The organism is Hyphomonas sp. NPDC076881 (genome assembly GCF_050269995.1).
Lineage (GTDB): Bacteria > Pseudomonadota > Alphaproteobacteria > Caulobacterales > Hyphomonadaceae > Hyphomonas.
The window spans coordinates 84,536-108,435 of sequence record NZ_JBNNJJ010000008.1 but is presented as its reverse complement, the minus strand read 5'-3'; the positions used below and the strand labels follow the sequence as shown (position 1 = coordinate 108,435).

Annotated in this window: 24 protein-coding genes; 16 read left to right on the top strand and 8 right to left on the bottom strand. The window is 63.7% G+C overall.

Annotated elements, in window-relative coordinates; genetic code table 11:
- Positions 1-5: 5 nt before the first annotated feature.
- The 4 genes from pdeM to ACQKI2_RS10400 all read left to right on the top strand — a co-directional run bounded on the left by pdeM (position 6) and on the right by ACQKI2_RS10400 (position 4,269).
- Entirely contained in the window at positions 6-740 is a 735-nt protein-coding gene (gene pdeM, locus ACQKI2_RS10415; protein WP_427379635.1) for a ligase-associated DNA damage response endonuclease PdeM, read from the top strand.
- A 101-nt stretch (positions 741-841) separates the two neighbouring features.
- Positions 842-2,104, top strand: a complete 1,263-nt coding sequence (locus ACQKI2_RS10410) for a SulP family inorganic anion transporter (protein ID WP_427379634.1) — start codon at positions 842-844, stop codon at positions 2,102-2,104.
- 60 nt (positions 2,105-2,164) lie between these two features.
- The gene (locus tag ACQKI2_RS10405) at positions 2,165-2,782 is read left to right on the top strand and encodes a S24 family peptidase (protein WP_427379633.1); all 618 of its coding nucleotides are present in this window, start codon (positions 2,165-2,167) and stop codon (positions 2,780-2,782) included.
- Between the two features lie 29 nt (positions 2,783-2,811).
- On the top strand, positions 2,812-4,269 hold the full coding sequence (locus ACQKI2_RS10400; protein WP_427379632.1) for a pyridoxal phosphate-dependent decarboxylase family protein: 1,458 nt from the start codon (positions 2,812-2,814) through the stop codon (positions 4,267-4,269).
- On the opposite strand, the gene ACQKI2_RS10395 is transcribed toward ACQKI2_RS10400, so the two are convergent.
- The 3 genes from ACQKI2_RS10395 to ACQKI2_RS10385 form a co-directional block, all read right to left on the bottom strand.
- Positions 4,266-4,553 carry a DUF1330 domain-containing protein gene (locus ACQKI2_RS10395; RefSeq protein WP_427379631.1) on the bottom strand — a complete coding sequence of 96 codons (288 nt, stop codon included), beginning with the start codon at positions 4,551-4,553 and terminating at the stop codon, positions 4,266-4,268. The two genes, ACQKI2_RS10400 and ACQKI2_RS10395, sit on opposite strands and share 4 nt — an antisense overlap.
- 79 nt (positions 4,554-4,632) lie before the next feature.
- Positions 4,633-5,556, bottom strand: a complete 924-nt coding sequence (locus tag ACQKI2_RS10390) for a thioesterase family protein (protein WP_427379630.1) — start codon at positions 5,554-5,556, stop codon at positions 4,633-4,635.
- Entirely contained in the window at positions 5,553-6,038 is a 486-nt protein-coding gene (locus ACQKI2_RS10385) for a transcriptional repressor (RefSeq protein ID WP_427379629.1), read from the bottom strand. The genes ACQKI2_RS10390 and ACQKI2_RS10385 overlap by 4 nt, the downstream gene beginning before the upstream one ends.
- 120 nt (positions 6,039-6,158) lie before the next feature.
- Between ACQKI2_RS10385 and ACQKI2_RS10380 the strand changes: the two genes are divergently transcribed.
- Complete coding sequence (locus ACQKI2_RS10380) at positions 6,159-6,551, top strand: MarR family transcriptional regulator (protein ID WP_427379628.1); 393 nt, start codon at positions 6,159-6,161, stop codon at positions 6,549-6,551.
- 31 nt (positions 6,552-6,582) lie between these two features.
- Positions 6,583-7,443, top strand: coding sequence for a C40 family peptidase (locus ACQKI2_RS10375; RefSeq protein ID WP_427379627.1), 861 nt, complete (start codon positions 6,583-6,585; stop codon positions 7,441-7,443).
- 81 nt (positions 7,444-7,524) lie between these two features.
- Here ACQKI2_RS10375 and ACQKI2_RS10370 read toward each other — a convergent pair whose 3' ends face one another.
- Positions 7,525-8,283, bottom strand: coding sequence for a c-type cytochrome (locus ACQKI2_RS10370; protein WP_427379626.1), 759 nt, complete (start codon positions 8,281-8,283; stop codon positions 7,525-7,527).
- Positions 8,284-8,445: 162 nt separating this feature from the next.
- Here ACQKI2_RS10370 and ACQKI2_RS10365 point away from each other — a divergent pair, with 162 nt between their 5' ends.
- Positions 8,446-9,282 (top strand): prephenate dehydratase, encoded by an 837-nt coding sequence (locus ACQKI2_RS10365; RefSeq protein WP_427379625.1) that lies wholly within the window; start codon positions 8,446-8,448, stop codon positions 9,280-9,282.
- On the opposite strand, the gene ACQKI2_RS10360 is transcribed toward ACQKI2_RS10365, so the two are convergent.
- A complete protein-coding gene (locus ACQKI2_RS10360; RefSeq protein ID WP_427379624.1) occupies positions 9,266-10,186 on the bottom strand; it encodes a LysR family transcriptional regulator in 921 nt (306 codons plus the stop codon). The genes ACQKI2_RS10365 and ACQKI2_RS10360 overlap by 17 nt on opposite strands.
- Positions 10,187-10,306: 120 nt before the next feature.
- Between ACQKI2_RS10360 and ACQKI2_RS10355 the strand changes: the two genes are divergently transcribed.
- Positions 10,307-10,819 (top strand): hypothetical protein, encoded by a 513-nt coding sequence (locus ACQKI2_RS10355; RefSeq protein ID WP_427379623.1) that lies wholly within the window; start codon positions 10,307-10,309, stop codon positions 10,817-10,819.
- A complete protein-coding gene (locus tag ACQKI2_RS10350) occupies positions 10,816-11,280 on the top strand; it encodes a YHS domain-containing (seleno)protein (protein WP_427379622.1) in 465 nt (154 codons plus the stop codon). Before ACQKI2_RS10355 ends, ACQKI2_RS10350 begins: the two co-directional genes overlap by 4 nt.
- 231 nt (positions 11,281-11,511) lie before the next feature.
- Here the strand turns inward: ACQKI2_RS10350 and ACQKI2_RS10345 are convergent, their stop codons facing one another.
- Both ACQKI2_RS10345 and nudC read right to left on the bottom strand, forming a co-directional pair.
- Entirely contained in the window at positions 11,512-11,736 is a 225-nt protein-coding gene (locus ACQKI2_RS10345) for a hypothetical protein (protein ID WP_114104887.1), read from the bottom strand.
- Positions 11,737-11,840: 104 nt separating this feature from the next.
- The gene (gene nudC, locus ACQKI2_RS10340) at positions 11,841-12,758 is read right to left on the bottom strand and encodes an NAD(+) diphosphatase (protein ID WP_427379621.1); all 918 of its coding nucleotides are present in this window, start codon (positions 12,756-12,758) and stop codon (positions 11,841-11,843) included.
- A gap of 131 nt (positions 12,759-12,889) precedes the next feature.
- Here nudC and ACQKI2_RS10335 point away from each other — a divergent pair, with 131 nt between their 5' ends.
- Positions 12,890-15,061: a beta-propeller domain-containing protein gene (locus ACQKI2_RS10335; protein ID WP_427379620.1), complete on the top strand. Its 2,172-nt coding sequence runs from the start codon at positions 12,890-12,892 to the stop codon at positions 15,059-15,061.
- 11 nt (positions 15,062-15,072) lie between these two features.
- On the opposite strand, the gene ACQKI2_RS10330 is transcribed toward ACQKI2_RS10335, so the two are convergent.
- Positions 15,073-18,672: a peptidoglycan-binding protein gene (locus ACQKI2_RS10330; RefSeq protein WP_427379619.1), complete on the bottom strand. Its 3,600-nt coding sequence runs from the start codon at positions 18,670-18,672 to the stop codon at positions 15,073-15,075.
- Between the two features lie 345 nt (positions 18,673-19,017).
- Between ACQKI2_RS10330 and ACQKI2_RS10325 the strand changes: the two genes are divergently transcribed.
- The 6 genes from ACQKI2_RS10325 (at position 19,018) to ACQKI2_RS10300 (ending at position 23,785) form a co-directional block, all read left to right on the top strand.
- Positions 19,018-19,497, top strand: a complete 480-nt coding sequence (locus ACQKI2_RS10325) for a MerR family transcriptional regulator (protein ID WP_035593225.1) — start codon at positions 19,018-19,020, stop codon at positions 19,495-19,497.
- 110 nt (positions 19,498-19,607) lie between these two features.
- Positions 19,608-21,392, top strand: a complete 1,785-nt coding sequence (locus ACQKI2_RS10320) for an acyl-CoA dehydrogenase C-terminal domain-containing protein (RefSeq protein WP_427379618.1) — start codon at positions 19,608-19,610, stop codon at positions 21,390-21,392.
- Between the two features lie 110 nt (positions 21,393-21,502).
- Positions 21,503-22,678, top strand: a complete 1,176-nt coding sequence (locus ACQKI2_RS10315) for an acyl-CoA dehydrogenase family protein (protein WP_427379617.1) — start codon at positions 21,503-21,505, stop codon at positions 22,676-22,678.
- On the top strand, positions 22,675-22,974 hold the full coding sequence (locus ACQKI2_RS10310; RefSeq protein WP_427379616.1) for a barstar family protein: 300 nt from the start codon (positions 22,675-22,677) through the stop codon (positions 22,972-22,974). Before ACQKI2_RS10315 ends, ACQKI2_RS10310 begins: the two co-directional genes overlap by 4 nt.
- Positions 22,974-23,411 (top strand): PaaI family thioesterase, encoded by a 438-nt coding sequence (locus ACQKI2_RS10305; RefSeq protein ID WP_427379615.1) that lies wholly within the window; start codon positions 22,974-22,976, stop codon positions 23,409-23,411. The genes ACQKI2_RS10310 and ACQKI2_RS10305 overlap by 1 nt, the downstream gene beginning before the upstream one ends.
- The gene (locus ACQKI2_RS10300; RefSeq protein ID WP_427379614.1) at positions 23,408-23,785 is read left to right on the top strand and encodes an endonuclease domain-containing protein; all 378 of its coding nucleotides are present in this window, start codon (positions 23,408-23,410) and stop codon (positions 23,783-23,785) included. Before ACQKI2_RS10305 ends, ACQKI2_RS10300 begins: the two co-directional genes overlap by 4 nt.
- Positions 23,786-23,900: the final 115 nt, after the last annotated feature.

The window sequence follows — 23,900 nt, the reverse complement described above, 5'->3', positions numbered from 1 at the left end:
TCTGCATGACGCCCGCCCGCGCCCTTCCCAGTGAAACGCTGCTCCACCTGGCCGGAGAGCTGCTGACGCCTCTGCCGGAGGGCGGCCTCTGGTGGGCCGCGCGCCGCCTGCTGGTGGTGTCAGACCTGCACCTGGAAAAGGGCTCCAACTACGCCGCCGCCGGCCAGCTTCTGCCCCCCTATGATACCGGCGCCACCCTCACGCGGCTGGAGGCCCTCTGCGCCGCCCTGCGGCCGGAAATCATCCTTTCGCTGGGCGACAGTTTCCATGATCGCCAGTCGGAACATCGCCTGCCGCCGCCCTATGCGGCGCGCATCCGCGCGCTGACAGCGGCGCATGACTGGGTGTGGATCGAGGGCAACCATGATCCCGATCCCCCGGCCCATCTCGGCGGGCGCGCGGCCAGGGTGGTGCGCCTGGATGGTCTCGTCTTCCGGCACGAGCCGGAAGGGGAGGCAGGCGAAATTGCCGGCCACCTTCACCCCGTGGCGAAGGTTTCCGGGCGCGGGCGGTCTGTCCGCCGCCGCTGTTTCGCGGCCGATGGCGCCCGCCTCGTCATGCCCGCCATGGGCGCCTTTGCCGGCGGCCTCAATATTCTGGATACGGCCTTTTCTGCCGTCTTCCCCGAAGGCTGCATGGCCTTTGCCATGGGGGAGGGAAGGGTCTATTCGCTGCCCCGCAAACATCTGATCCCGGATGTCCGCCCCGGCGGCGCTTCCTCCGGCGGCTGGCGGCTCTGATCGCTGCGGTGCGAACAACCGCCACAGTTGCGCGCGCCCCCGGCTTACTTTAGAGCTTCCTGAAGTACGGACGCCCGCAAATCCTCGCGCCCGCCAGCGATGTGACACCGAAACTCCTTACCACCCTCAAGACCTACACGCCTAAACTCTTCGCGGCAGATGCCTTCGCCGGTGTCACGGTCGCCATGGTCGCCCTCCCGCTCAGCCTCGCCATCGCCATCGCCTCGGGCGCTGATCCCGGCGTCGGCCTCGTCACGGCGATCATTGGCGGCTTCCTCATCTCTGCCCTCGGCGGCAGCCGGGTGCAGATCGGCGGGCCCACCGGGGCTTTCATCGTGGTCGTCTATGGCGTCATCGCCCATCACGGCTTTGACGGGCTGGTGCTGGCCACCCTGATGGCTGGGCTCATCCTGCTGCTGGCCGGCGCCCTGCGCCTCGGCAATCTCATCCAGTTCATCCCCGAAGCGGTGGTCAACGGCTTCACCATCGGCATCGCCCTGATCATTGCCACCAGCCAGCTCAAGGATCTCTTCGGGCTGCAGATTGATAATCTGCCGGCGGATTTCCTGCACAAGCTGCCCGCCCTCTGGGAGGGCAGGGAGAGTTTCAATCCCGCCGCCTTCGGCATCGGCCTTTCCACCATCCTGCTGATCGTCCTCTTCCGGCGCCTCGCGCCCCGCTGGCCAGGCCTCATCGCCGCTGTCGGGCTCACCTCGGCGGTTGCCGCCTTCGCCCATCTCCCCGTCGATACCATCGCCAGCCGCTTCGGGGATCTCCCTTCCAGCCTGCCGATGCCGGGCCTGCCGGAGATCACGCTCGCCCGCCTGAAAGAGTTGCTGCCGTCGGCCTTCATCATCGCCTTCCTGGCCGGGGTCGAATCGCTCCTTTCCGCCATGGTGGCAGACCGGATGATCGGCGGGCGCCATCGCCCCAATGCGGAACTCATCGCCCAGGGCGCGGCCAATCTCGGATCGGGGCTTTTCGGCGGTCTGCCCGCCACGGGCGCGATTGCCCGCACGGCCACGAATGTGAAGGCCGGCGGCAAGACGCCGGTGGCCGGAATTGTCCATGCCTTGACCCTGCTGGTCATCATGCTGTCCCTCTCTGGCCTTGCCGGTCAGCTGGTTTTACCCGCCCTGGCCGGGCTTTTGCTGCTCACCGCCTGGAATATGAGCGAGCCGGACAAATGGCGCGACTATGCCCGGCTGCCCCTGGAAGACCGGCTGCTCCTGCTGCTGACGCTGGTGCTCACCGTGATCGCAGACCTCACCATCGCCATCGGCGTGGGCGTCGCCCTCGGCCTCGCCATCCGCCTGCGCCGCCGCCATGTGCCCCCGTCCGACTGGACGCCCCCAACCCGTTGACGATAGGGAAAAATTCCTGCAATAGGAATATATTCCACCGTTTCGAAATGGCGCATCCTGATGCAGCACAAGGACATCTGGCGGGGGCTTGACCGGCTCGCCGCCCATCACGGCCTCACCCCCTCGGCGCTCGCCAAGCGGGCGGGGCTCGACCCCACCAGCTTCAACCCGTCCAAGCGCGAAGGCGCCGATGGCCGCCCCCGCTGGCCCAGCACGGAAAGCCTCGCCCGCGCCCTCGAAGCGGTCGGCGCCGGCTTTGACGATTTCGCCGCCCTGGTCGAAGGCCGCCGGGGGGGCTCGGCCCCCCTCATCGGCTTTGCCCAGGCCGGGCAGGATGGCTTCTTTGACGATGCCGGCTTCCCCGTAGGCGCCGGCTGGGAGGACGTCCGCTTCCCCGGCCTCGGCGCAGAGACCGTCTATGCCCTTGAAATCAGTGGCGATTCGATGGAGCCCGCCTACCGCGCCGGAGACCGGATCATCGTCGCCCCCGGCGCGGAAGTGAAGATCGGAGACCGGGTCGTCGCCAAGACCACCTCTGGCGAAGTGATGGCCAAGGTGCTGGCCAAGCGCAACGCCCGCACCATCGAACTCGCCTCCCTCAACCCGGCCTATGACCCGAGGGAATTCAGGCCCTCCGAGATTGCCTGGATTGCGCGCATCCTCTGGGCGAGTCAGTAAGCGCCCAGTTTCCAAAGGCCTGTCCTCCCATGACTGACCCCAAATCACCCGCCCCCGGCCAGGGGCTCGACCCCGCTGACTGGGCCGCCTTCCGCCAGACCGCGCACGAGCTGCTCGACGCCGCCATCGACAAGATGACCGCCAATCGCGAAGGCCGCGTCTGGACGCCGTTCCCGCCAGAGATGAAGGCCGCCTTCGCGCGCCCCCTGCCGCAGGACGGGCAGGGTGAGGCTGCGCTTGCCGGCCAGCTCGCCGCGCTGCTGCCCTATGGGGTGGGCAACACCCATCCCCGCTTCTTCGGCTGGGTACATGGGTCGGGCACGCCGCAGAACCTGCTGGCCGAAATCGTGGCCAGCGCCCTCAACGCCAATGCCGGCGGGCGCGATCACGGCGCCATCTATGTCGAGCGGCAGGTCATCGCCTGGTGCCGCGAGATGTTCGGCTTTCCCGAAACCGCCAGCGGCCTCATCGTGTCGGGCACATCGCTCGCCACGGTCATCGCGGTAAAGACCGCGCGCGACGCGGCGCTGGACTTCCGTAGCCGGAAGGAAGGCATCTGCGGCGACAGGCTGGTGGGCTATGCTTCGGCGGAGGCCCATGCCTGCAACCCCCGCGCCTTCGATATTTTGGGCCTGGGCACAGAGGCGCTGCGCCGCATTCCCGTAAACGATGCCTATGAGATGGATACGGGCGCCCTGCGCGCCGCCATTCAGGCAGACCGGGAAGCGGGCCTCACGCCCTTCCTCATCATCGGCACGGCCGGCACCGTCAACACCGGATCAACCGATCCGCTGGCGGAGCTTTCCGGCATCGCAAAGGCCGAAGGCCTCTGGTTCCATGTTGACGGCGCCTTCGGCGCGCTCGCCCGCCTCTCGCCCGAACATGCCAGCCGCTTTGCCGCCATCAGCCAGGCCGATTCCATCGCCTTCGATTTCCATAAATGGCTGCATGTAAACTATGATGCCGGCTGCGTTCTGGTGCGTGATGAAGCGCTGCACCGCCACGCTTTCTCTGACCGGCCAGACTATCTGAAAGGCACCGAGCGCGGCATCGCGGCGGGCAATCCCTGGCCGGTGGAATATGGGCCGGAGCTGTCGCGGGGTTTTCGTGCCCTGAAGGTCTGGTCCCAGATTGCCGGCTTTGGCACCGAGCGTCTTGGGCGGGCGATTGCGCGCAATTGCGCGCAGGCGGCCTATCTGTCTGCCAAGGTGGCGGCTGATCCGCGCTTCAAACTGCTCGCCCCGGCCCGGCTCAACATCTGCTGCTTCCGCCTGCGCCCGGAAGGGCTGGAGGAAGCCGCGCTCGACGCGCTGAACGAGGAAATCGTCCTGCGCCTGCAGGAAAGCGGCGTGGCGGCGCCCTCCACCACCCGGCTCAAGGGCCGCCTCGCTATCCGCATCAACCTCACCAATCACCGCACGCAGGAAAGCGATCTCGATCTTCTGCTCACGGAGATTGTGAGGATCGGAGAGAGCCTGCGCCCTTAAACCCCTTCGACGAAGATCACGCGATAGTCCGCCGCCTGATAGCGGTGGCCGCGCGCTTCCTTATAGGCGGGACTGTCATACCAGGCCTTGGCTTCGGCCATGGTCGGGAAGGAGAGGATCACCACGCCATCGGCATCGGCCCCTTCGGTCACTTCATGCGTACCGTAAAAGGCCAGCGGCGTGATCTGGTGATCGCCGCGCGCATTCTTGGCGGCCTCGGCATAGCGGGCCATCGCCTCGCCATCGCGCAGCTTCTCGCGGATCAGGATTGCATAAGCGGCCATGTCGTGTCTCTCCCGGTTTGTGATGGGGCCCATCTTCGGTGGGCGCAGCAGGGCTTGTAAATCCCTGCCGTTGCGGCGGTCAGATCGTCAGGCCCTTCGGCGCGATCTTCTCCAACTCGCCCAGCATCTCGGGCGGGGCGGCCACGGCCTTGCGCGCGTCCAGGTCCAGCGTGATGGCCACCACCTGGCTCGTCGCCCAGGGGCTGCCGGTGGCCGGGTCCATCACCCAGTGAACAAGGGAATGGGTCTTGCCCACAACGCCGCCAAAGGAAGAATGCGCCACGAACAGGTCGCCCGCGCGCGGATAGCGGTGATAGCGCAGGCGGTATTCCAGAACGGCCGCGCCCATGCGCTTGCCGCCGCTGGTCGTGCCCACGCGCATCCGCCAGTCATAAAGCAGGTTGGGCACCATGTCAGACAGGCGCCCGATAAACCAGGAAGGCTCCATCCATCCGTGTACGCCGCAATGGCCGGGCGGCACGGCGCCCATGCCGATGCGGGGCGCGCCAACCGATTTGGCATAGTCCAGCGTGATTTCCGAAACCGGCATTCCCGGCGCATCAGGGTCAAAGCTGCGGGGCAGGGCCTCTTCCGGCGTCTCGCCCTTCAGGGCTTCCATCCGGGCGCGGGTCTTGCGCGTCCAGGGAAAGGCGTCGCCTTCGGCCGTGTCGATATGGTTGATCCGTGTGCGAAATGAGGCGGCCAGCGCGCCGTCTGAGTGGCGCAGCTCCTGATACACCACCGCGTCGCTTTCCCCGATTTCCAGAATGCAGCCCCGCATCGAAATCGGCTTGCCCGGAAGCACCTCGCGCACAAAGCGGATATGCTGGTCCACAGGAATGATCGTGGAAGGCGCATTCGGCCGGAAGGCCTCCGGCAGGCCCAGCTCATGGGCCAGGGCCACAAGGCCCTCCAGCTGTTTTTCGACATAGATGCGCACATTCATGTGCCCCATCTCATCGCAATCCCACTGGTTACAGCTACCCTGCCAGAGTGGGATCATGCGTGACATCTCCTGCACCGCCCGCGCACTTCGATCACGGCGCGGGTCATCTGGAAGCCGGCGGCTTCGGTTTCTTTTCTAAGCGCCTGGCTGGTGGCCACGGCGTGAAGTTCCTCGGCGTTCTGGCAGATCTCGCAGATCAGGAACACCGCAGAATGATTATGGCTCGTATGGCCGCACGCCACATAGGCGTTGAGGCTTTCGATCTTGTGGACGAGGCCCGTCTCCTGAAGGAAGTCCAGCGCCCGGTAGATCGTCGGCGGCTTGGCCGCGCCTTCCCCATCCAGATTGGCCAGGAGGTCATAGGCCTTTGCCGGCCCGTCATTCTCCAGCAGAAGGCGCAGCACCTTGCGGCGGATGCGCGTCATCCGTTGGCCCTTGCGGGCCACCAGCGCTTCGGCCTCGGCCAGGAAGGCGTCCACATCCTGCGGGGCGCAGGGCGTGTTGGCGGAAGCATGATCATGAGTGTGTGACTGGGCCATGGCTCTAATGTCTGGTGTTTTGTGCCGAATGTGAAGGGGGAACACCGCAAGAGGCACTGGACGCTACCGGCAAATCACCTGAGATTCTGTCTCATAGCGGAATAATCGTAGCGTGGAGGCATGGCCGGGATGCAATTGTCGGAGCGGGATGGTCTGGAACTCTGGCGCAAAGCGGTCACGGCCTCCGTCCGGTCGGATGCGCCCGATCTCACCGCGCGCCAGCAGGCGGTCCTGATGACCATCGCCCTCACCCCCGGCCCGCACACCGTCCGCGGCCTTGCCGAACATCTCGGCATTGCCAAGCCGGCGGTCACCCGCGCGCTCGATGCGCTGGAGCGTCTCAATTTCATCCGCCGCCTGCCTGACGATACAGACCTGCGCTCGATCTTCGTGGAGCGTACGCCGGACGGCATGGGCTATCTGCGCGCCTTCGCCCGGCTTGTGCTGGCGGCCGCTTCCGGCGAAGAAACAGGCTCGGGCAAGCCCTCCCGCCGCAATTCTGCGGTGGCCTGACGCCGGGCTGCCCCTTGGGAGGCCGCCCGCCATGCCGGTTTTCACTGACAAGCGCCTCGCCCGCCCGCAAGGGGAAGGGGCGCCCTTTCAGGTCACCGCCGGCGCCGTCGCCCTCCGCGAAACGCCCGCCTCCGATGGCCTCGTCTCCACCTTCGCCCTGCATGGGGAGGCTGTGGAGGTGTTCCGGAAAGAAGGCGCGTTCGGCCTCGTCCAGTGTCAGCGGGACCGGTATGTCGGCTGGGCGCTGATGGAGGCCCTCTCGGCGCCTATCCGCCCGGTCACCCACAAGGTCTCTGCCCTGCGCACCTATGCCTTTTCGCAGGCCGATCTCAAATCCGCCCCCCATTTCATGCTCAGCCTCGGCGCCCGGGTCGCCGCCACGGGCCGGCGCGAAGGCCCCTGGGTGGAGTGCGCCAGGGCAGGCTGGGTCCATGAGCGGCATCTTGCCGGGCCAGGCAGCTTTGAGGATGACCCCGCCGCCGTCGCCCTTCGCTTCCTCGGCGCGCCCTATCTCTGGGGCGGGCGGGAAAGCCTGGGGCTTGATTGCTCGGGCCTCCTCCAACAGGCGTTTGAGGCGTGCGGTGTCCTCTTGCCGCGCGATTCTGACATGCAGGGGGCCTGGGCTGGCACCGAAGTGTCCGGGACTGTCCGGATTTGTCCATCAGATGTCCGGCTCTGTCGCGGCGATGTCGTGTTTTGGGAGGGACATGCCGGTATTCTGACCGCGCCTGACACGCTGCTGCACGCCAACGCCCATCACATGGCCGTTGCCGAAGAACCCCTGGCCGAGGCCATTGAGAGAATTGGCAAAATCGTAGGCCCGGTCACCGGTGTGCGCCGGATCGATCTGGCGGCCGAACGCGGCAAACGCCCTGCCTGGCGCGCCGCCTGAGGATTACCCCCTTGTTCCCAAAAGAAAAACCCCGGCCTTGGCCGGGGTTTGACGTTTGATCGGATATTCTGGCGGGCCAGATTACTCGGCCGGGGCTTCTTCCACCGGGGCCGGTTCCACCGGCGCTTCGGCAGGGGCAGCGCCCTCTTCGCCTTCGGCCGGAACCACAGCGCCTTCAACAGGAACAGCTTCCCCGTCGATCAGTTCGCCATCGCTCGGAACAGCATCGATGGCCTCATCAGCGGCCGGCAGCGGCTCCGGGAAGGCGGGTGCGTTCTCGGTATTGGCGGCCAGATAGGCAATCACGGCAGCCCGGTCATTGTCCCGGCGGATACCGGCAAAGGACATCGAGGTACCCCGCAGATAGGCGCCCGGATTCTTGATCCACTGATCAAGGTTCTCATAGGTCCAGCTGCCTTCAGCGTTCGCCATGGCGCCGGAATAGCCAAAGCCGGGCATGTGGGCCTTATGGGCGCCGACTGTGCTGTAAAGATTGGGGCCAGTGCCGTTTGCGCCGCCCTGATTGATGGTGTGGCAGGTGGAGCACTGGCTGGCGAACAGGCGCTCGCCGCGCGTCAGGTCTGCGCTGGCCAGGGCCGCGCCAAGGTCGAACACCTCTTCTGCAGCGGCTGCGCCAGCACCGGCGGCTTCGGCCACTTCCACGCAATAATGGAACTTCTGGCACATCTGCTCCGAAAGCGAGGCTGCCTCGCCATGCTCATCGCCGTGATGGCCAGCGCCGCTGGCGAACACCACGTTCGGGAGCTGCATGAGGAACATGATGCCGAGCGCACTTGCGAGCAGCGCTCCGAAGATCTTGTTTAGACCGAGCTCTCCCATGAGGCATTCCTTCGAATCTGTAGCGTTATTCTGTCTTGGCGCGCGCCTTTTGGCACGCTAACCGGGAGCGCACAATATAACGGGTGCCTCTTCGGGGCGCTTCCCCCCGCCGTCGCGGCGATCAGACGCATGCCGGGGGTCATTCAAACAGGGAATTCCGGCATGACCAGCAAAATTGCCTATCAGGGCGAACCCGGCGCGAACTCGCATATCGCTTGCAGCGAGGCGTTCCCCGGCTTCGAGCCGATGGCCTGCCGGACCTTCGAGGACTGCTTCATCGCCGTGGAACGGGGCGATGCGGAGCTGGCCATGATCCCCGTGGAAAACACGATTGCCGGCCGGGTGGGCGATATTCACTATCTGCTGCCCACAACCCAGCTGCACATCACCGGGGAATATTACCTGCCGATCCGGTTTCAGCTGATGGCCCTGCGGGGGACGAAGCTGGCCGATGTCCGGAAGGCCCGCTCCCATATCATGGGGCTGGGCCAGTGCCGCAACTTCCTGCGCAAGCATGGCATTGACCCGGTGACGGCAGCCGACACTGCCGGGGCAGCAAGGGAGGTTTCCGAACTCGGCGACCCTAGCATCGCGGCGATTGCCCCGCGCCTGGCTGCGGAAGTCTACGGCCTGGAAATCCTGGCCGAGAATATCGAGGACGCGGCCCATAACACGACGCGCTTCGTCATCATGTCCCGCGAGCCTGCCGAAATCGATGCGGGCGATGGCCCGGCCAAGACCGCCTTCATCTTCGAAGTGCGCAACATTCCGGCCGCGCTCTATAAAGGGCTCGGCGGGTTTGCCACCAATGGCGTCAACATGACGAAGCTGGAAAGCTATCTCGTCGGCGGCTCATTCGAGGCTTCGCAATTCTATGCGGAGATTGAAGGCCACCCGGACGAGCGGCCGGTGCAACTGGCGCTGGAAGAACTTGGCTTCTTCTCCCAGTCGCTGAAGATCCTCGGCGTCTTCCCGAAGGCGGTCAACGCGCGGCTGTAGCTGCCTCCAGCCTGGCCATCGAGCAGGCATGCGCGATGGCCGGTTCGATATGTTCCACGAACAGCCGCGCCTTGCCGCGCAGCTTACCTGAGGTCCACACTGCATGGATTGGCAGGGAAGGGCCTTGCCATTCCGGCAGCACACGGACCAGACGCTGATCCCCGAAACATTCAGACGCGAGCCAGGCAGGCGCCAGCAGAATGCCAAGCCCGCCAGCGGCGGCTTCCAGCAGCGTTTCGCCGGAAGAGGCGCGGAAGGGGCCATCCACCCGCGCTTCGAAATGTTCCTCGCCGCGCCGCAGATCCCAGACCGTCTGGCGCGTGTGGCGGAAGACGACGGCATTATGGTTGACAACCTCTTCCACCGTCTGCGGCGCGCCGTGGCGGGCAATGTAGTCCGGTGATGCCCAGAGTACCTGCGGCGCCTCGCCGAGCTTCTTGGCCATCAGGCGCGAGTCGCGCAGCTCTCCCAGGCGGAAGGCAATGTCGACCCCTTCGGCAACAAGGTCCGTGAGCGAATCGTCGGACACAAGGTCGAACCGGATGCTGGAATAGGCGGCGAGGAAGACCGGCACGGCCGGCGCAACGACGCGCCGGGCAAAGGAGTGCGAGCAGGACACCCGGAGGAGCCCGACCGGCGAATGCTCGAGCCCGCGCGCTTCGGCCTCGGCTTCATCAAACTCGGTGAGGATATCGACCGCGCGGCGGTAGAAGCGCTCGCCCGCCTCGGTCAGGCTGAGGGCCCGGGTCGTCCGCTGGAAGAGGGTTGTGCCAAGGCTGGCTTCCAGATCCTGGATCCGCCGCGAGACGGTCGGCTGGCCCAGTTCGAGATCGGCAGCCGCGCGCGAAAAGCTGCCGGCATCGGCAACCCGCACGAACAGTTGCATGGCTTCAATTCTGTCCAAACCGGTCCTCCGGAAACTGACGGGCCGCCATCACGCGGCTGTGTAGAGTGTTCACGACTACTTGCTTTGCGCAAAAAACCCAAGCGGGCGCAAAAGACCCCACACATATGGGAGGGCCCCGTGGCCATTCATCTAAAAAATCTCGGCGGACCCGCCTACAGCCTGATCGCGGCGGGCGTGTTTCTGGACAGCCTGCGTTTCAAGTTTACCAACGCGCCGGAAACGCAGACCATCTTTGGCAAGCTCGATGCCTGGGCGGCGAGCCTGGGCGCGGCGGGCCTCTTCGCACAGACGGGTCTCTTCAGCCAGTATGTCATCGGCAGCGCAGAACTTGTGGCGTCAGCGCTGTTGCTTGCCAGCCTTGCGCCGCGCCTGAAGCGGCTGCGTGTCATTGGCGCGCTGATTGCGGCGGCCATCATGACCGGCGCGGTGAGCTTTCATCTCTTCACGCCGCTGGGCGTTGATCCCAACGATGATGGCGGTGGCCTGTTTGTGATGGCGGTTGTGGTGTGGCTCTCCTCGCTGGGGATGCTCATCGCAGGGCGCCGGACATTGTTTGATGCCGGACGCGCGCTTGCCCGCGCGCTGGTTCCAGCTTCACTGGCCTCAGAAGAAAAGGTTCCTCACGGATGAAACCCCGCGCGCTTGTTGTTGCCCTGCTGATGGCGGCTTCGCCCATGCTGATCCTGCCTGCGCCTGCAGCCGCAGAGCCGCCAGTCTATACCGACCTCTTCTCCGATGTTGCCGTGCAGGGGTATGATCCGGTTGCCTACTTCAAGGACGGAAAACCCGGCAAGGGATCAAAGGAATTCACCGCCGAATATAACGGCGCGACCTTCCGCTTTGTCAGCGCGGCCAATCGCGATGCCTTTCTTGAGGATCCGGAAAAGTACGCCCCTCAATATGGAGGTTATTGCGCCTGGGCTGTCAGCCAGGGCTATCATGCCAAGGGGGATGCGCGCTTCTGGAAGATCGTCGATGGCAAGCTCTACCTGAACTATAACGGCGCGGTTCAGGAGAGGTGGGAAGGCGACATCCCCGGCTTCATCGCGAAGGCGGACAAGACCTGGCCGGATCTTAACCAGCAGAGGTGATCCGGGCACGCAGGGACCGGCTGTGCGGGCACCCGCAGGTTGGCGGAAGCCGCTGTCTCTCAGGGGCTGGAGAAAAGGCTGCGGCGAAAGAGATGCGCGCGGTATGTAAAACATTCGCGGCAAATCAATGATCGGCGGCGTGGGGCGAGCAGCCTCGCAGTACTTTGATTTAAATACAAAAAAAACGGGCGAGACCAGCTCGCCCGTTTCATGTGAAGATTGTCCGTAGACTTACTTCTTTTTTGCGGCCGGTTTTTTAGCGGCCGGTTTTTTTGCCGGAGCAGCTTTAGCAGCAGGAGCTGCTTTGGCTTTCACGGCCGGCTTTTTCGCCGGGGCAGCTTTGGCAGCAGGCTTTTTAGCCGGAGCTGCTTTAGCGGCCGGAGCTTTGGCTGCCGGTTTTTTTGCCGGGGCTGCTTTGGTGGCAGCTTTAGCGGCGGGTTTCTTTGCAACTGCCATGTCTGATCTCCTATCATCTGGCCAGCCAATAATATCGTGATTCGGGAGAAATCAACTCCTGATTTTCACAAATGAGGAGAATCCGTGTAGCAGTCCGTACACGATCAATCGTTCCGGAGGGCCCATACCTTCATGATGTGATGGGCAATGGCGGTCGGCGGCGGGCAGAAGAGTTCGCCATGCGTGCCGTTGAGGATGTCTCGCATCTCTTCGCGCGTGACCCATCGCGCGCTCTCAAGTTCCTTTGAGTCGATGACGATTTCCTCTGAGTCAGCAGGCAGAATAAAGCCCATCATCAGCGAGGAAGGAAAGGGCCAGGGCTGGCACGCCACATACTCTGCTCTGGCGGGATCACAGTGGATTCCAGCTTCTTCCAGTATCTCGCGCGAGGCGGCCTGCTCTATCGTTTCGCCCGGTTCGCAGAAGCCGGCGAGGCAGGACATGAAGCCGGCCGGCCAGAACTTCTGGCGGCCGATCAGCGCGCGGCCGCCTCTTACGGCAAGCATGATGGCGACAGGATCGGTACGCGGAAAATGTTCGGCGCCGCACGCAGCGCACTGCGCCTTCCAGCCCGCTTCGACGATGCCATTCTGCCCGCCGCATTTTGCGCAGTACCTGTGGCTCTGGTGCCACAGGAAAAGACTGCGCGCGGTGGAGGCGCAGTTGGCATCCATGTCCGGCATGCGCGCAGACGCCTGGCGGAAATCGAGGAACTCTCCTGCGCCCGCGATCAGGGAACTGGCCACATCGAACTTTGCCGGAAGGTCGAGCGCGAAGACCGGCGCGCCGGATTTGTCTTCGCCGAGGAAGAGGCGCGGGCTGCCGGGCGAGACGCGCAGCGCTTCGGGGCCGAACCAGTAGAGCCCGCCATCACTGGCAACAAAAGGTTCGCCCGCGCGCAGAAGAAGGATCAGGGCGGTGTCCTGCTGGATGGCGGCTTCAAGCCAAGCGTCATCCCCGCGGCGATGGGCAGCGCGGCTGATGGGTTTGGCGGCGAGGGGCATGTCGTTCGAGTTCGTCATGGGCCAGAGGACTAGATTGGTTTTTCGGAGAAGGGAACACCGGACGCCGCGCCAGCCTCGCCACGGGTCTGCCACTACTCCGCCGCACTCGCATGCGGTAGTATGCGTTCATGTTTGAGGGGACGCACATCATGAAACGCTATCTCGGATTACCGCTGGCCGCACTTGCCGTCAGCGGCTGCGCTTATTTCTCACCCCGGCAGACCTTCGTGGATCCGCCCGAGCCGCCTGCGGCCAACCAGAACCGCTATGCGGATTTCAAGCTGCCCGAGCAGGACGAAACGCTCGCCGCGTTTGAAGATCCGGCGCTGGACGGGCTGCGCGCGACATCGCTTTCGAAGTTCCGCAGCGAAGAGGAATTCAAGGACTGGATCCGGGCAACGCGCGAGGCCGCTGAAGCGCGCGGCATCGGCCGGCCTTATCCCATGGTCTCCGCGCCGCCGCCGACATCTGATATGGCGATGGCGGTTGGCGCGCCGGCGCCGGCAGCTGAGGCTGCGCCCTCTCAGGAAGTCACCGTCACCGGCAGCGCCGCTCCGGGGTCGGCAGACAATCCCGAGATCACCAACAACCAGAAAGCGGGCGTGGATGAAGGCGGCATCATCAAACAGATCGGCCAGCATCTGGTGATCCTTCAGGATGGCCGCCTCTTCGTGACCGACCTGATGCCGGGCGGGCAGCCGGGGCTGAAGCTGGCAGACCGCGCGAATGTCTACCGCTCCAGCAATGAAGACACCTGGTATGATGAAGTGCTCGTCGCCGGGCGCACCATTCTGGTGACGGGATATTCCTATCGCGAGGAAGCCACCGAATACACGGTGCTGAACCTTGGCGAGGATGGGAAGGTGACGCGGCAGGCGACCTTCTACATTTCTTCCAATGATTATTATTCCGGCTCCAACTATGCCACGCGGATGATCGACGGAAAGCTGGTCATTCATACGCCGATCTATCTGGTGGGGCGTGGCTGGTGGGACGAGCTTGATATTCCGGTGATCCGCGAATGGCGCCAGGAGGAGGGTGACGGGTTCCGTGAGCGTACGGAACTTGAAGATGGCCGCCCGCTGTTCAGCGCCACCGACATCTGGATGCCGGTTCAGCAGACGCTGAAGCCGGTGATCCATACAGTGACGGTGTGCGATATTGCCGGGGTCACCGATGGCAACGTGCCTGCCTGCAAAGCGACTGCGATTGTCGGAACCGAGACGCATGAGTTCCTGGTGACCAAGGATGCCTTCTGGCTCTGGATGAGCCCTGCCGATGAAGAGCGGGAACGCGATCTCGGCGAGCGTGCGTCCTATCCGGAATGTTCGGAAGGCCCGCGCCCGCAGCTTGCCGATATCGCGCCTTCAGCGCTCGTGCGTCTGCCCACTGATGGGGCGAAGCCGGCGGTGCTCGGTGTGCGCGGCGCGCCGCAGAACCAGTTCTCGATGGATATGGATGCGGGCACCTTCCGCGCCGTGCTCGACTGGCGCCACCGCGATTGTGATAGCTGGGACAGCAAGGATGAAGCAGACCTCTCCTTCTTTGACGTGCCACTGAGTGAGCTGGATGAAGTGTTCCACGATACCGCTGGCGGGCGTTACTTCGACCTGCCGACGCCGGGCGCGTCTGACTATGAAGCCCGCTTCACCGAGAAGCATCTGGTGTATGGCGCGCGCGAAGGTTGGGGTAGCTGGCCGCCGGGGGACGGCGAGACACGGGACGCGGGCCGCGCGATCATTGTGCCGGTCGATGCGCCGGAAAAGCCGGTGACCGTGGAGCTGACCCATGACGTGATCCGCGCCGAGCGGGCGGGGCCATACATGGCGCTGACCGGATACCATGACAGCAAGGGCCTCAGCCTGTCGCTGATCGACCTCAGAGCGGAGCCGCGCGTCTCCGGAACGATCACGCTGAAGGGGCGCTATGAGAGCGAGAGCCGCAGCCACGCCTTCAACAGCCGGATTGGCGCTGATGGGGCGGGACTGATTGGGCTGCCGACTGTTCCGCGGTCAGAGGAGGCGGATCGCTGGTGGTGGTGGTCGGCGAGTTCCGACATGAGCTATATCGCGGCGGCGGCCGATGGCGGCCTGTCGGAAGCCGGTATGCTGGACGCAACGCGCCGCGATCCGCGGCTGCCTTCGGAGACCGGGTACACCTGCGAAGTGTCCTGTATCGACTGGTATGGAAATGCCCGCCCGATCTTTACCGGCGGGCGCGTGCTGGCGCTGATCAATTCCGAACTGGTCGAAGGCCGCGTTGAGGACGGCAAGCTCACCGAGACCGGCCGGATCGACCTTACCGGGCCATTGGCAGACTAGGAAAGGGCGCCTCAGCCCCGGCCGCGCGACGCGCCGGTGTTGAGGCGCTCGATCAGTTCAGGCGTCACCGTGCCGGTTACGGCGAGACCTTCGCCGCGCTGATACTCGCGGATGGCATTTGCCGTTTGCGGACCGATCACGCCGTCGGGCTGGCTGGAGAGATAGCCCAGCCGGGAGAGCGCTGTCTGCACAGCCTGAACCTGCAGCGGGTTGCCCGTGTTCCAGCGCTGGGCGCCGAAGCGGCCATTGGCAAGCGCGATGCTTGGCAGCTCGCTCCACACATCGGCGGCTTCCATCACGTCACGCACGGTTTCCGGCGGCAGGCGGCCGGTCAGGTTGCGCACTTCCAGCGCTGCGGCGCTGTCGCCTTTGCGGGAGGCCAGTTCGAACCAGTAGAGTGCTTCGGCAAGGTCCTGCCCGGCGCCGATGCCTTCGGCATACATCACACCGAGATTATATTGGGCATCGAGGAAGCCGTGATCGGCGGCCTTGCTGAACCATTCCACCGCGCCGGCTTCATCCAGTTCACCCCCTTCGCCTTCGGCCATGAAGAGGGCGAGATCATACATCGCGCCGACATGGCCTGCTGCAGCGGCCCTGGCGATCAGGTTGCGCGCCTCGATCATGTCCTGATCAACGCCCAGCCCCTGCTCATAGAGTTTGCCGAGGTCATACTCCGCAGGCGCTGCGCCCTTGAGGGCGGCGCGGCGCAGCAGGGGAATGGCCGCCTCCAGATCATTCTGCGTCAGATAGCTTTGCGCCAGCTGGTACTGGGCAATCGCATTGCCGGCATTGGCTTCGGACTCGACCGTCACCACCGACGGGATGGCCGGATAGCTGGCGGCGGGCTGGGGGCTGAGGGAGGCGATGGTCGGCACGTCTGCGGGCGCAGCGGCCGCTGCGGGGGCGGCCTCGGCAGGCACGGTGGCAGGCAGGCCGAAGATGTCTTCCTCAATGGCGCCTGCGGCGCTGTCGAAGAGTTCGTCTTCTTCGGCAGGGGCGTCCGGCAGCGGGAGAGAGCCTGCTGCCGCGTCGAGACCCGCCAGCTGCTGGAGATCGGCCTCAATCGGCGGCGCAGAGGCGAAGACCGGATCGACATAGGTATCGACCGGGCCAGAGAGGGAGGGATCATGCGGCTGCTTGCCGCGCAGGTAGAGATAGCCGCCGGCGGCCGCGCCCGTCAGCACGGCAGCAGAGGCGGCAATCAGCAGCGGCGCGCGATTGCTGGCGGGCTTTGTCTGCTTGGCCGGGGAGATCGCCACGCGGCGGGGCTTTCCCTGCGTGTCGGCCGCCGCCAGCGCGGCGCGGCGCGCGCGGGCGATATAGTCGTTTGTCTCCGCGTCCCGGTCGGTGGCGGCATTGTCCAGCGTATCGATCAGGCCGGAGGCATCATCGCGATCTGCCTTCGGCAGCGTTTCGGCGATAAAGGGGCCCCCTTCGATATCGTCATCGAAGATATCCGACTCGCGCGCCTCGCTGCGGGCTTCTTCCAGCCCGGAAAGCTCTGCCAGCGGATCATAATCTTCCGCCAGGATATCCGGCGCCGCCGTATCGGGAATGCCGGCCATGAACTGGCTGTCGTCCAGGTCATCTTCAAAGTCGTGCTCGAACGCATCTTCAAACACATCTTCGCTGACTGCGGGGGCGGAAAGCTCGGGCGCGCTGTGTTCGGTCTTTTCTTGTGCAGACGCGGCAGACTGCGCGCTGACATGGCTGAGGCGCTCGACGGCGGCGCGAATGGCTTCGAAGTCTGACCCGAAGGGGCTTTCTTCTGCCGGCTGTGTGTCTGCGTCTGTCTCGGAGGCCGTGTCCCAGTCTTCAAAGCCGGAGCTGAAGTCTGCTTCCTCGGCCTGCGGAGCATCCGGCATCAGGTCTTCAAAGGCGATTTCGGGAAGGCCGGCTTCAAACTCGCCATGCGCGTCCTCATCGCTTTCTTCGGCAGAGGTTTCCGTCTCTGCATAAGGGTCTGCGCCGGTTTCTTCGGTGAAGCTTGTGGGCGCTTCGGGGGTCAGGGCAGGGGGCGGCAGCTCGGCGCCGGGCGGCACGGTGAAGGCTTCCAGGCTCTCAAGGCGCGAGGCGAGCGTGGCGATGGCGCGCTGCATCGGGGAGAGGGAGCCGGAGGACTGATTGTGAATCTCTTCCAGGCGCTCGGACACGCTCGCCAGCGCGTCGGAGAGGCGCGCATCGGCCGATTTGCGGCTGGCTTCGATTTCCTGGGCAAGCGCGGTGAGGGCTTCGTCCTGACGCTTCTGAAGGCGGACCGCCGCAACGGTAACCTGCTCGCCGACCTGTTCGATGGCTTCGGCGCCGCGGATCTCGCTTTCTTCCAGGCGTGTCTCGACATGCTCTGCCAGCGCATCGATCCGTTCCGTGACGGTTGTGCCGAGGCGTTCGATTTCTTCGCGCACGCCGGAGGTCAGCTCTTCCGGGTCCCGCGCTTCCACTTCCGCCAGGCGCGCCTTCAGTTCACCGATTTCCGTGCGCAGCTGCGTTTCGGTTTCCGCGTCCTGTTCGGCAGCGCGGGTGATCTCCCCGGCCAGTTCCATCCGCGCATTATCGACGGTGGAGCGGACAAGCTGGGTGATATCCTCAAAGCGCGCGTCAAACTCCTTGCGCAGACGATCGGCCAGCTCCGGGTCAACAGTCTTGGCGACGGCATCGATGCGTTCGTCGAGCGAGGCGAAGGTGGATTCAAGGCCCTTCAGCGCTGCGTCGGTGGTGGTCTCGGCGCGGTTCAGGCGTTCCTGCACGCGCAGAAGGGTCGCCTCCATGGAGGACAGCGCGCCGGAGACATCATCTTCAACTGCGCTCAGGCGTTCCTCTGCCTTCTGAGTATCGGTGGCGCGGGCGGCGGTTTGCAGTTCCAGATCATCAAACCGGCTTTCCAGTTTTGATGTCTGTTCGTGCACTTCCGTTTCCAGCCGCCCCATCCGTTCGGAGAGGTGGCGGGTGACGCCTTCGGCGCGCTGCTCAGCCTGTTCGACGGCGCGGTCGATGCGGGCAGCGGTTTCCGACAGCGTGCGCTGAACGCGGGTGTCGATCATCTCGACGCGCTCGGCGACATCGGCAAAACCGGACTCGACGCGGCCCTTGATGGCGAGGGTTTCGTTCTGGGTCAGCTCGGCTTCTTCATAAACATGATTGGCGAGCTTCCCGAGGGCGGCTTCCAGCGCTTTGAGGGCCTCAATGTTCTGTTTGCCGGCCTCGTCGTGTTCCATCCGGCGGACTTTGGCCTGCAGCGCCTCATGCGTGGCGCGCATCTCATCGATCAGGCCTTCGACATGGCCGGCCACGGCGGCGCTGGTCTGCTCGGCATTCTGGATGCGGGCGACGAGGCCCAGAACGGTATGGTCGATGCCCGTGATGGCGAGGGTGGAGCGGGCCTCGGTGGCCTCAATGCGGCGGGAAAGGCGCTCAAGCGCGGTGGCGGCGTCCTGCTGGGGGCGCGGCTCGCCGCGATAATCGCTGCGCGGCGGGCGGGGCGGATTGCGATAGGACGGATTGCCGTAAGAGGGGCCTTCATAAGGAGAGCGCATCTCCTCATAATGGGGCTCCTCAGCCGACATCAGCAGACGGTTGAGATATTCGCCCAGCGTGATTCCCTCAGCCATTGCGGCTTCGCGCGCGGCTTCCCGGGCTCGCTGATCTATCCCTTTTACGCTCCAGGGCCCCGTCTGGCTCATCGCGCCCACTCCTTGCGCACCCGCACCGCTGCGCCGGGTTAAGGCGAGCGGCCGATTTGTTCATACTTCGGGAGAAATGCGGCTTATTCCCTTAAGGGCGCGTTAATTCTGTTAATTCCGGGGACTAGCCTGGATGGGGGAAGCTGTCAGGGGGTGTGCCAACAGTTTCCGTTCGCGTAAGCGGAAAATTGACGTTGACGTACGCGGAAAGCTGGATAGTCTGCGCTGACTAATAATAAGAACAATAAAAATTGCACATCAAGGGAGACAGCCATGCACAAGCCCACCTCATCCATTTCTGCTGCAGAATCACGTACCTACACGATCTCCGAACTCGCCCGCGAGTTTGGCGTCACGCCCCGCGCCCTGCGCTTCTATGAAGACAAGGATATGCTGCATCCGGCCCGCGACGGCATGATGCGTCTTTATTCCAACCGCGACCGCGCGCGCCTCACCATTATCGTCCGCCTGAAGCGTCTTGGCCTGCCGCTGGCCGACATTCGTGAAATTCTCGACCTCTATGCGCTGAACGACGGCAAACGTGCCCAGACGCGCATGATGCTGGAGAAATTCCGCAAGCAGGCCCGCGAACTGGAAGTCCAGCGCCAGGACATCGATACCGCCCTGACCGAGCTCTACAAGGGCATCGACTGGCTGCAGGGCATCGTCGAAAATCCCGGCCCGTCGGAAGAGACCAAGCGCCAGGCAGCCGCCTATGAACAGGTGGCCCGCAAGCAGCTCGACGAAGTCTGATTGGCCGTTACTGACATTTTTGAAGATAATGAAGCGCGTTGGAATGACTTTTCCAGCGCGCTTTGGCATTGAAGGCACCAAACTTACTCATTCCAAGGAGTCGTCTGAAGATGCCCCGTTATGATGCCCCCGTCCGCGACATGCAGTTCGTGCTGCACGAAGTGCTGCAATTGCAGAACCATTCAAACCTTCCGGGCTTTGCCGATGCCGCGCCCGAGACGATCGACCAGATCCTCGATGAGGGCGCCAAGTTCGCCAAGAATGTGCTGTTCCCGCTGAACGCGGTGGGCGACAAGCAGGGCTGCAAGCGCGCCGCCGATGCCAGCGTGAAGACGCCGGACGGGTTTCCCGATGCCTACAAGCAACTGGTCGAGAATGGCTGGCCGCTGCTGGCGACTGAGCCGGAGATGGGCGGGCAGGGGCTTCCCCATGTCGTCAACATCGCCTGGACCGAGATGGTCTCTTCCTCGAACATGGCCTTTGGAATGTATCCCGGCCTTACACATGGTGCCTTTCGGGCCCTGATGGCAGGCGGTTCAGAGGAACTGAAAGCCAAGTACGGCCCCAAGATGGCATCTGCCGAATGGGCCGGCACGATGAACCTGACCGAGCCCCATTGCGGCACAGATCTTGGCCTCATCAAGACCAAGGCCGTCCCGCAACCTGACGGTACCTACAAGATCACCGGCCAGAAAATCTGGATTTCCGGCGGCGAGCAGGACCTCACGGACAATGTCATTCACCTTGTCCTTGCCCGCATCGAAGGCGGCCCGGAAGGCATCAAGGGCATCTCGCTGTTCCTCGTGCCGAAATTCCTGGTCAATGAGGATGGCAGCCTCGGCGAGCGCAACCCCGTTTATTGCGGCGGCCTGGAAGAGAAGATGGGCATCCATGGCAACGCCACCTGCGTGATGAACCATGACGGGGCCACCGGCTGGCTCGTCGGGGAAGAGCACAAGGGTATGCGCACCATGTTCGTGATGATGAACGAGGCGCGCCTCGGCGTGGGCCTGCAGGGGCTTTCCCAGGCGGAGATCGCCTATCAGAACGCGCTCGATTTCGCCAAGGACCGCGTTCAGGGCCGCTCGCTGACCGGCGCGCAGGCCCCGGAAAAGCCGGCAGACCCGATTATCGTTCACCCCGATGTGCGCCGCATGCTGCTGGAGCAGAAAGCCTTCATCGAGGGTGGCCGCGCCTTCACCTACTGGATGGCCTTCCAGGGCGACCTGCAGCACAAATCGCCCGACGAGAAAGTGCGCGAGAAGGCAGGGGACTATATGGCCCTGCTGACGCCGGTGGTGAAAGCCTATCTGACGCATAAGGGCTATGAAAGCGCCAATCTGGGCCTGCAGGTGCATGGCGGTTCGGGCTTTACGCGCGAATGGGGCCTTGAGCAGATCGTCCGCGATTGCCGCATCACCCTGATCTATGAGGGCACCAATGGCGTGCAGGCGCTGGATCTCGTTGGCCGTAAACTCGGCGCCAATGGGGGCCGCGCGGTCTTCTCCTTCTTCGGCGAGATCGATGAGTTCATCTCCGCCAATGAAAAGATGGAAGGCCTTGAGCCCTTCATCGAGGGCCTGAAAACCGTCCGTGCCCAGCTTCAGGATGGCACGATGTGGCTGATGCAGAATGGCATGAGCGACTTCAACAACGCCGGCGCCTCCAGCCATGACTATCTGCACCTGATGGGCCTGACCGCGCTTGCCTATATGTGGGCCCGCATGGCCAAGATCGCGCTGGAAAAGCAGGAGGGCGGCGACCCGTTCTATGCGTCGAAGCTCGCCACCGGCCGTTACTTTGTCGAGCGGATGCTGCCGGACGCGGGCGCCCACCTCATCAAGGTGAAAACCGGCGCGGCCGCCATGATGGCGCTCGACGCCGCGCAATTCTGACGCGGTATCCCTGACGTGGCGGCACGGCTGGAGAATCCGGGCCGCCACGCTTACATGCTGACGTGAACGTAAGCGGCAACTTTACGCTACGACAAGATGTGGAGATACCGATGCATGAGAGCCCTCTGAACGTCCCCAAGGCTGCCTGGCGCCAGGATGAAGAGCTCGACATTTTCGCCGACGCCGTGGGTCAGTTCTTCGAGAAGGAATGCGCCCCGCATGTCCAGGCTTGGCGCAAGGCCGGTATCGTGCCGCGCGAGATCTGGAAGAAGGCCGGCGAGATGGGCCTGCTCGGCGCGTCGGTTCCGGAAGAATATGGCGGCGCGGGCGGGGACTTCCGCCATGAGGCCATCATCATCGAGCAGCAGCAATGGAAGGGCATCGACGGCTTTGGCATCACGCTGCACAACGCCATCATCGCCCCCTACATCACCGCCTATGGCACTGAGGAGCAGAAGCAGCGCTGGCTGCCGAAAATCTGTTCCGGCGATCTCGTCACCGCCATCGCGATGACCGAGCCGGGTGCAGGCTCTGACCTTCAAGGCATGAAGACGACGGCGAAGCTGGACGGCGATCACTACGTCATTAATGGCTCGAAGACCTTCATCTCCAATGGCCAGACCGCTGACCTGATCCTCCTCTGCGTGAAGACGGACCCGACCAAGGGCGCCAAGGGCATCTCGATCATCTGTGTCGAGACAGAAGCGGTTGAAGGCGCAGGCGGTTTCCGCCGTGGCCGTAACCTCGACAAGGTGGGCCAGCATGCGGCCGATACGTCTGAGCTGTTCTTCGACGACGTGCGCGTGCCGGCGGCTCACCTGCTGGGCGGGGAAGAGGGCAAGGGCTTCATCCAGCTGATGCAGAAACTGCCGCAGGAGCGCCACATCATCGGCCTTCAGGGCGTCGGCATGATCGAGCGCGCGATCCATGAGACGGTGAACTATGTCAAAGGCCGCAAGGCGTTTGGCCAGACGATCTTCGATTTCCAGAACACTCAGTTCAAGCTCGCCGAATGCAAGACCGAGGCGACTGTCGCAAAAGTGTTCGCTGATCACTGTACGGAGCTTCTCCTGAAGGAGGAACTGGATGCGTCCACGGCCTCGATGTCGAAATACTGGATCTCCGATCTGCAGTGCAAGATTATCGACGAATGCCTCCAGCTGCATGGCGGCTTCGGCTATATGGATGAATATCCCATCGCCCAGATGTATGCCGACGCCCGCGTCCAGCGCATCTATGGCGGCGCCAACGAAGTGATGAAAATGCTGATCGCGAGGACGCTTTGAGGGATTGGAGCAACTGGCCGGTTATCGAGGTTGATTGTTGCGGTGTGCAAAGCGAGACCGAATTTTGGGATCGCTATCTTACTGCAACTAAACCCGAACTTGGTCATTTGTTCGGTCGAAACTTGGATGCATACTGGGATGCAGTTGAGTGGGGCGGGCCAGGATGGCCTGGCGAAGTCAATTTGCGGTTTTTGAACTGCCGATCTCTGTCAAGTTTTAGAAATGGTGAGTTTCTGAGGATTTTGCGAGAAGTGTCGGCGGAGATGAAGCACAGGAAGGTAGATCTTGTTGACTGATGCCTGATCGTGACCTCCTCCGCGAAGTCTTCCCCACCCCCGCGCGCAGCTCGGTGTCCCTCGGCTTTGAGCTCATTGAACTGGACGCGAAGGCGATGACGACCCGTGTCCGGTTCAATGGCAGCCCGGAATTCACAAATCCCGCCGGCTATATCCAGGGCGGCTATCTCGTTGCCATGATGGATGATGCCATCGGCATGCTGACGACCATCAAGGCCGGCACCTCAAAATACCCTTCCACGGTGGACCTGCACACGCATTTCCTCCGCCCTGTCCGCGTTGGCCCCATCGAGGTGGCGGCGCGGCTTCGCAATGTCGGCAGGGCGATGGTGTTCGCCGAGGCCGACCTTTTCGACTCCCGCGGCAAGGAAGCCGCGAGAGCCACCGCTTCGCTTACACTCAATCCGGTCAAAGCGCCGGCAGGGGGTGGGATGTGAAGGCCGACCCGCGTGTGCGTACCTTTGCCAGGCAGATGCGCCGGTCGATGACTGAGGCGGAAACAATTCTCTGGTCGAAACTCAGAGGGCGCCAGCGCAATGGCTGGCAGTTCCGGCGCCAACATCCGGTGGGTCAGTTCATTCTGGATTTTGCCTGTGTGAAAGCGCATCTTGCCATCGAAGTGGACGGGGCCACGCATTCGGAAAACGCCGAAATCCGGTATGACGAACAGCGCAGCGCGTATCTGCGGGCCAAGGGATGGGATATGCTGCGTGTTCAGAATGCAGATGTGTATGATGAACTGGACGGTGTGCTGACTCTGATCGACGACCGGCTCAGATATGCTGAACATGCGGAGGACCGGCATGGGTAGTTACCTGTCTCTTTTCCCCCTCCGTCTCGCGCCAGGGGGGGGCGGACCCACCACCCCCGCGCGCTGGGGGCGGTTGTGGTCAACGAGGCCCCCCACAAATGATAACACACCCCAC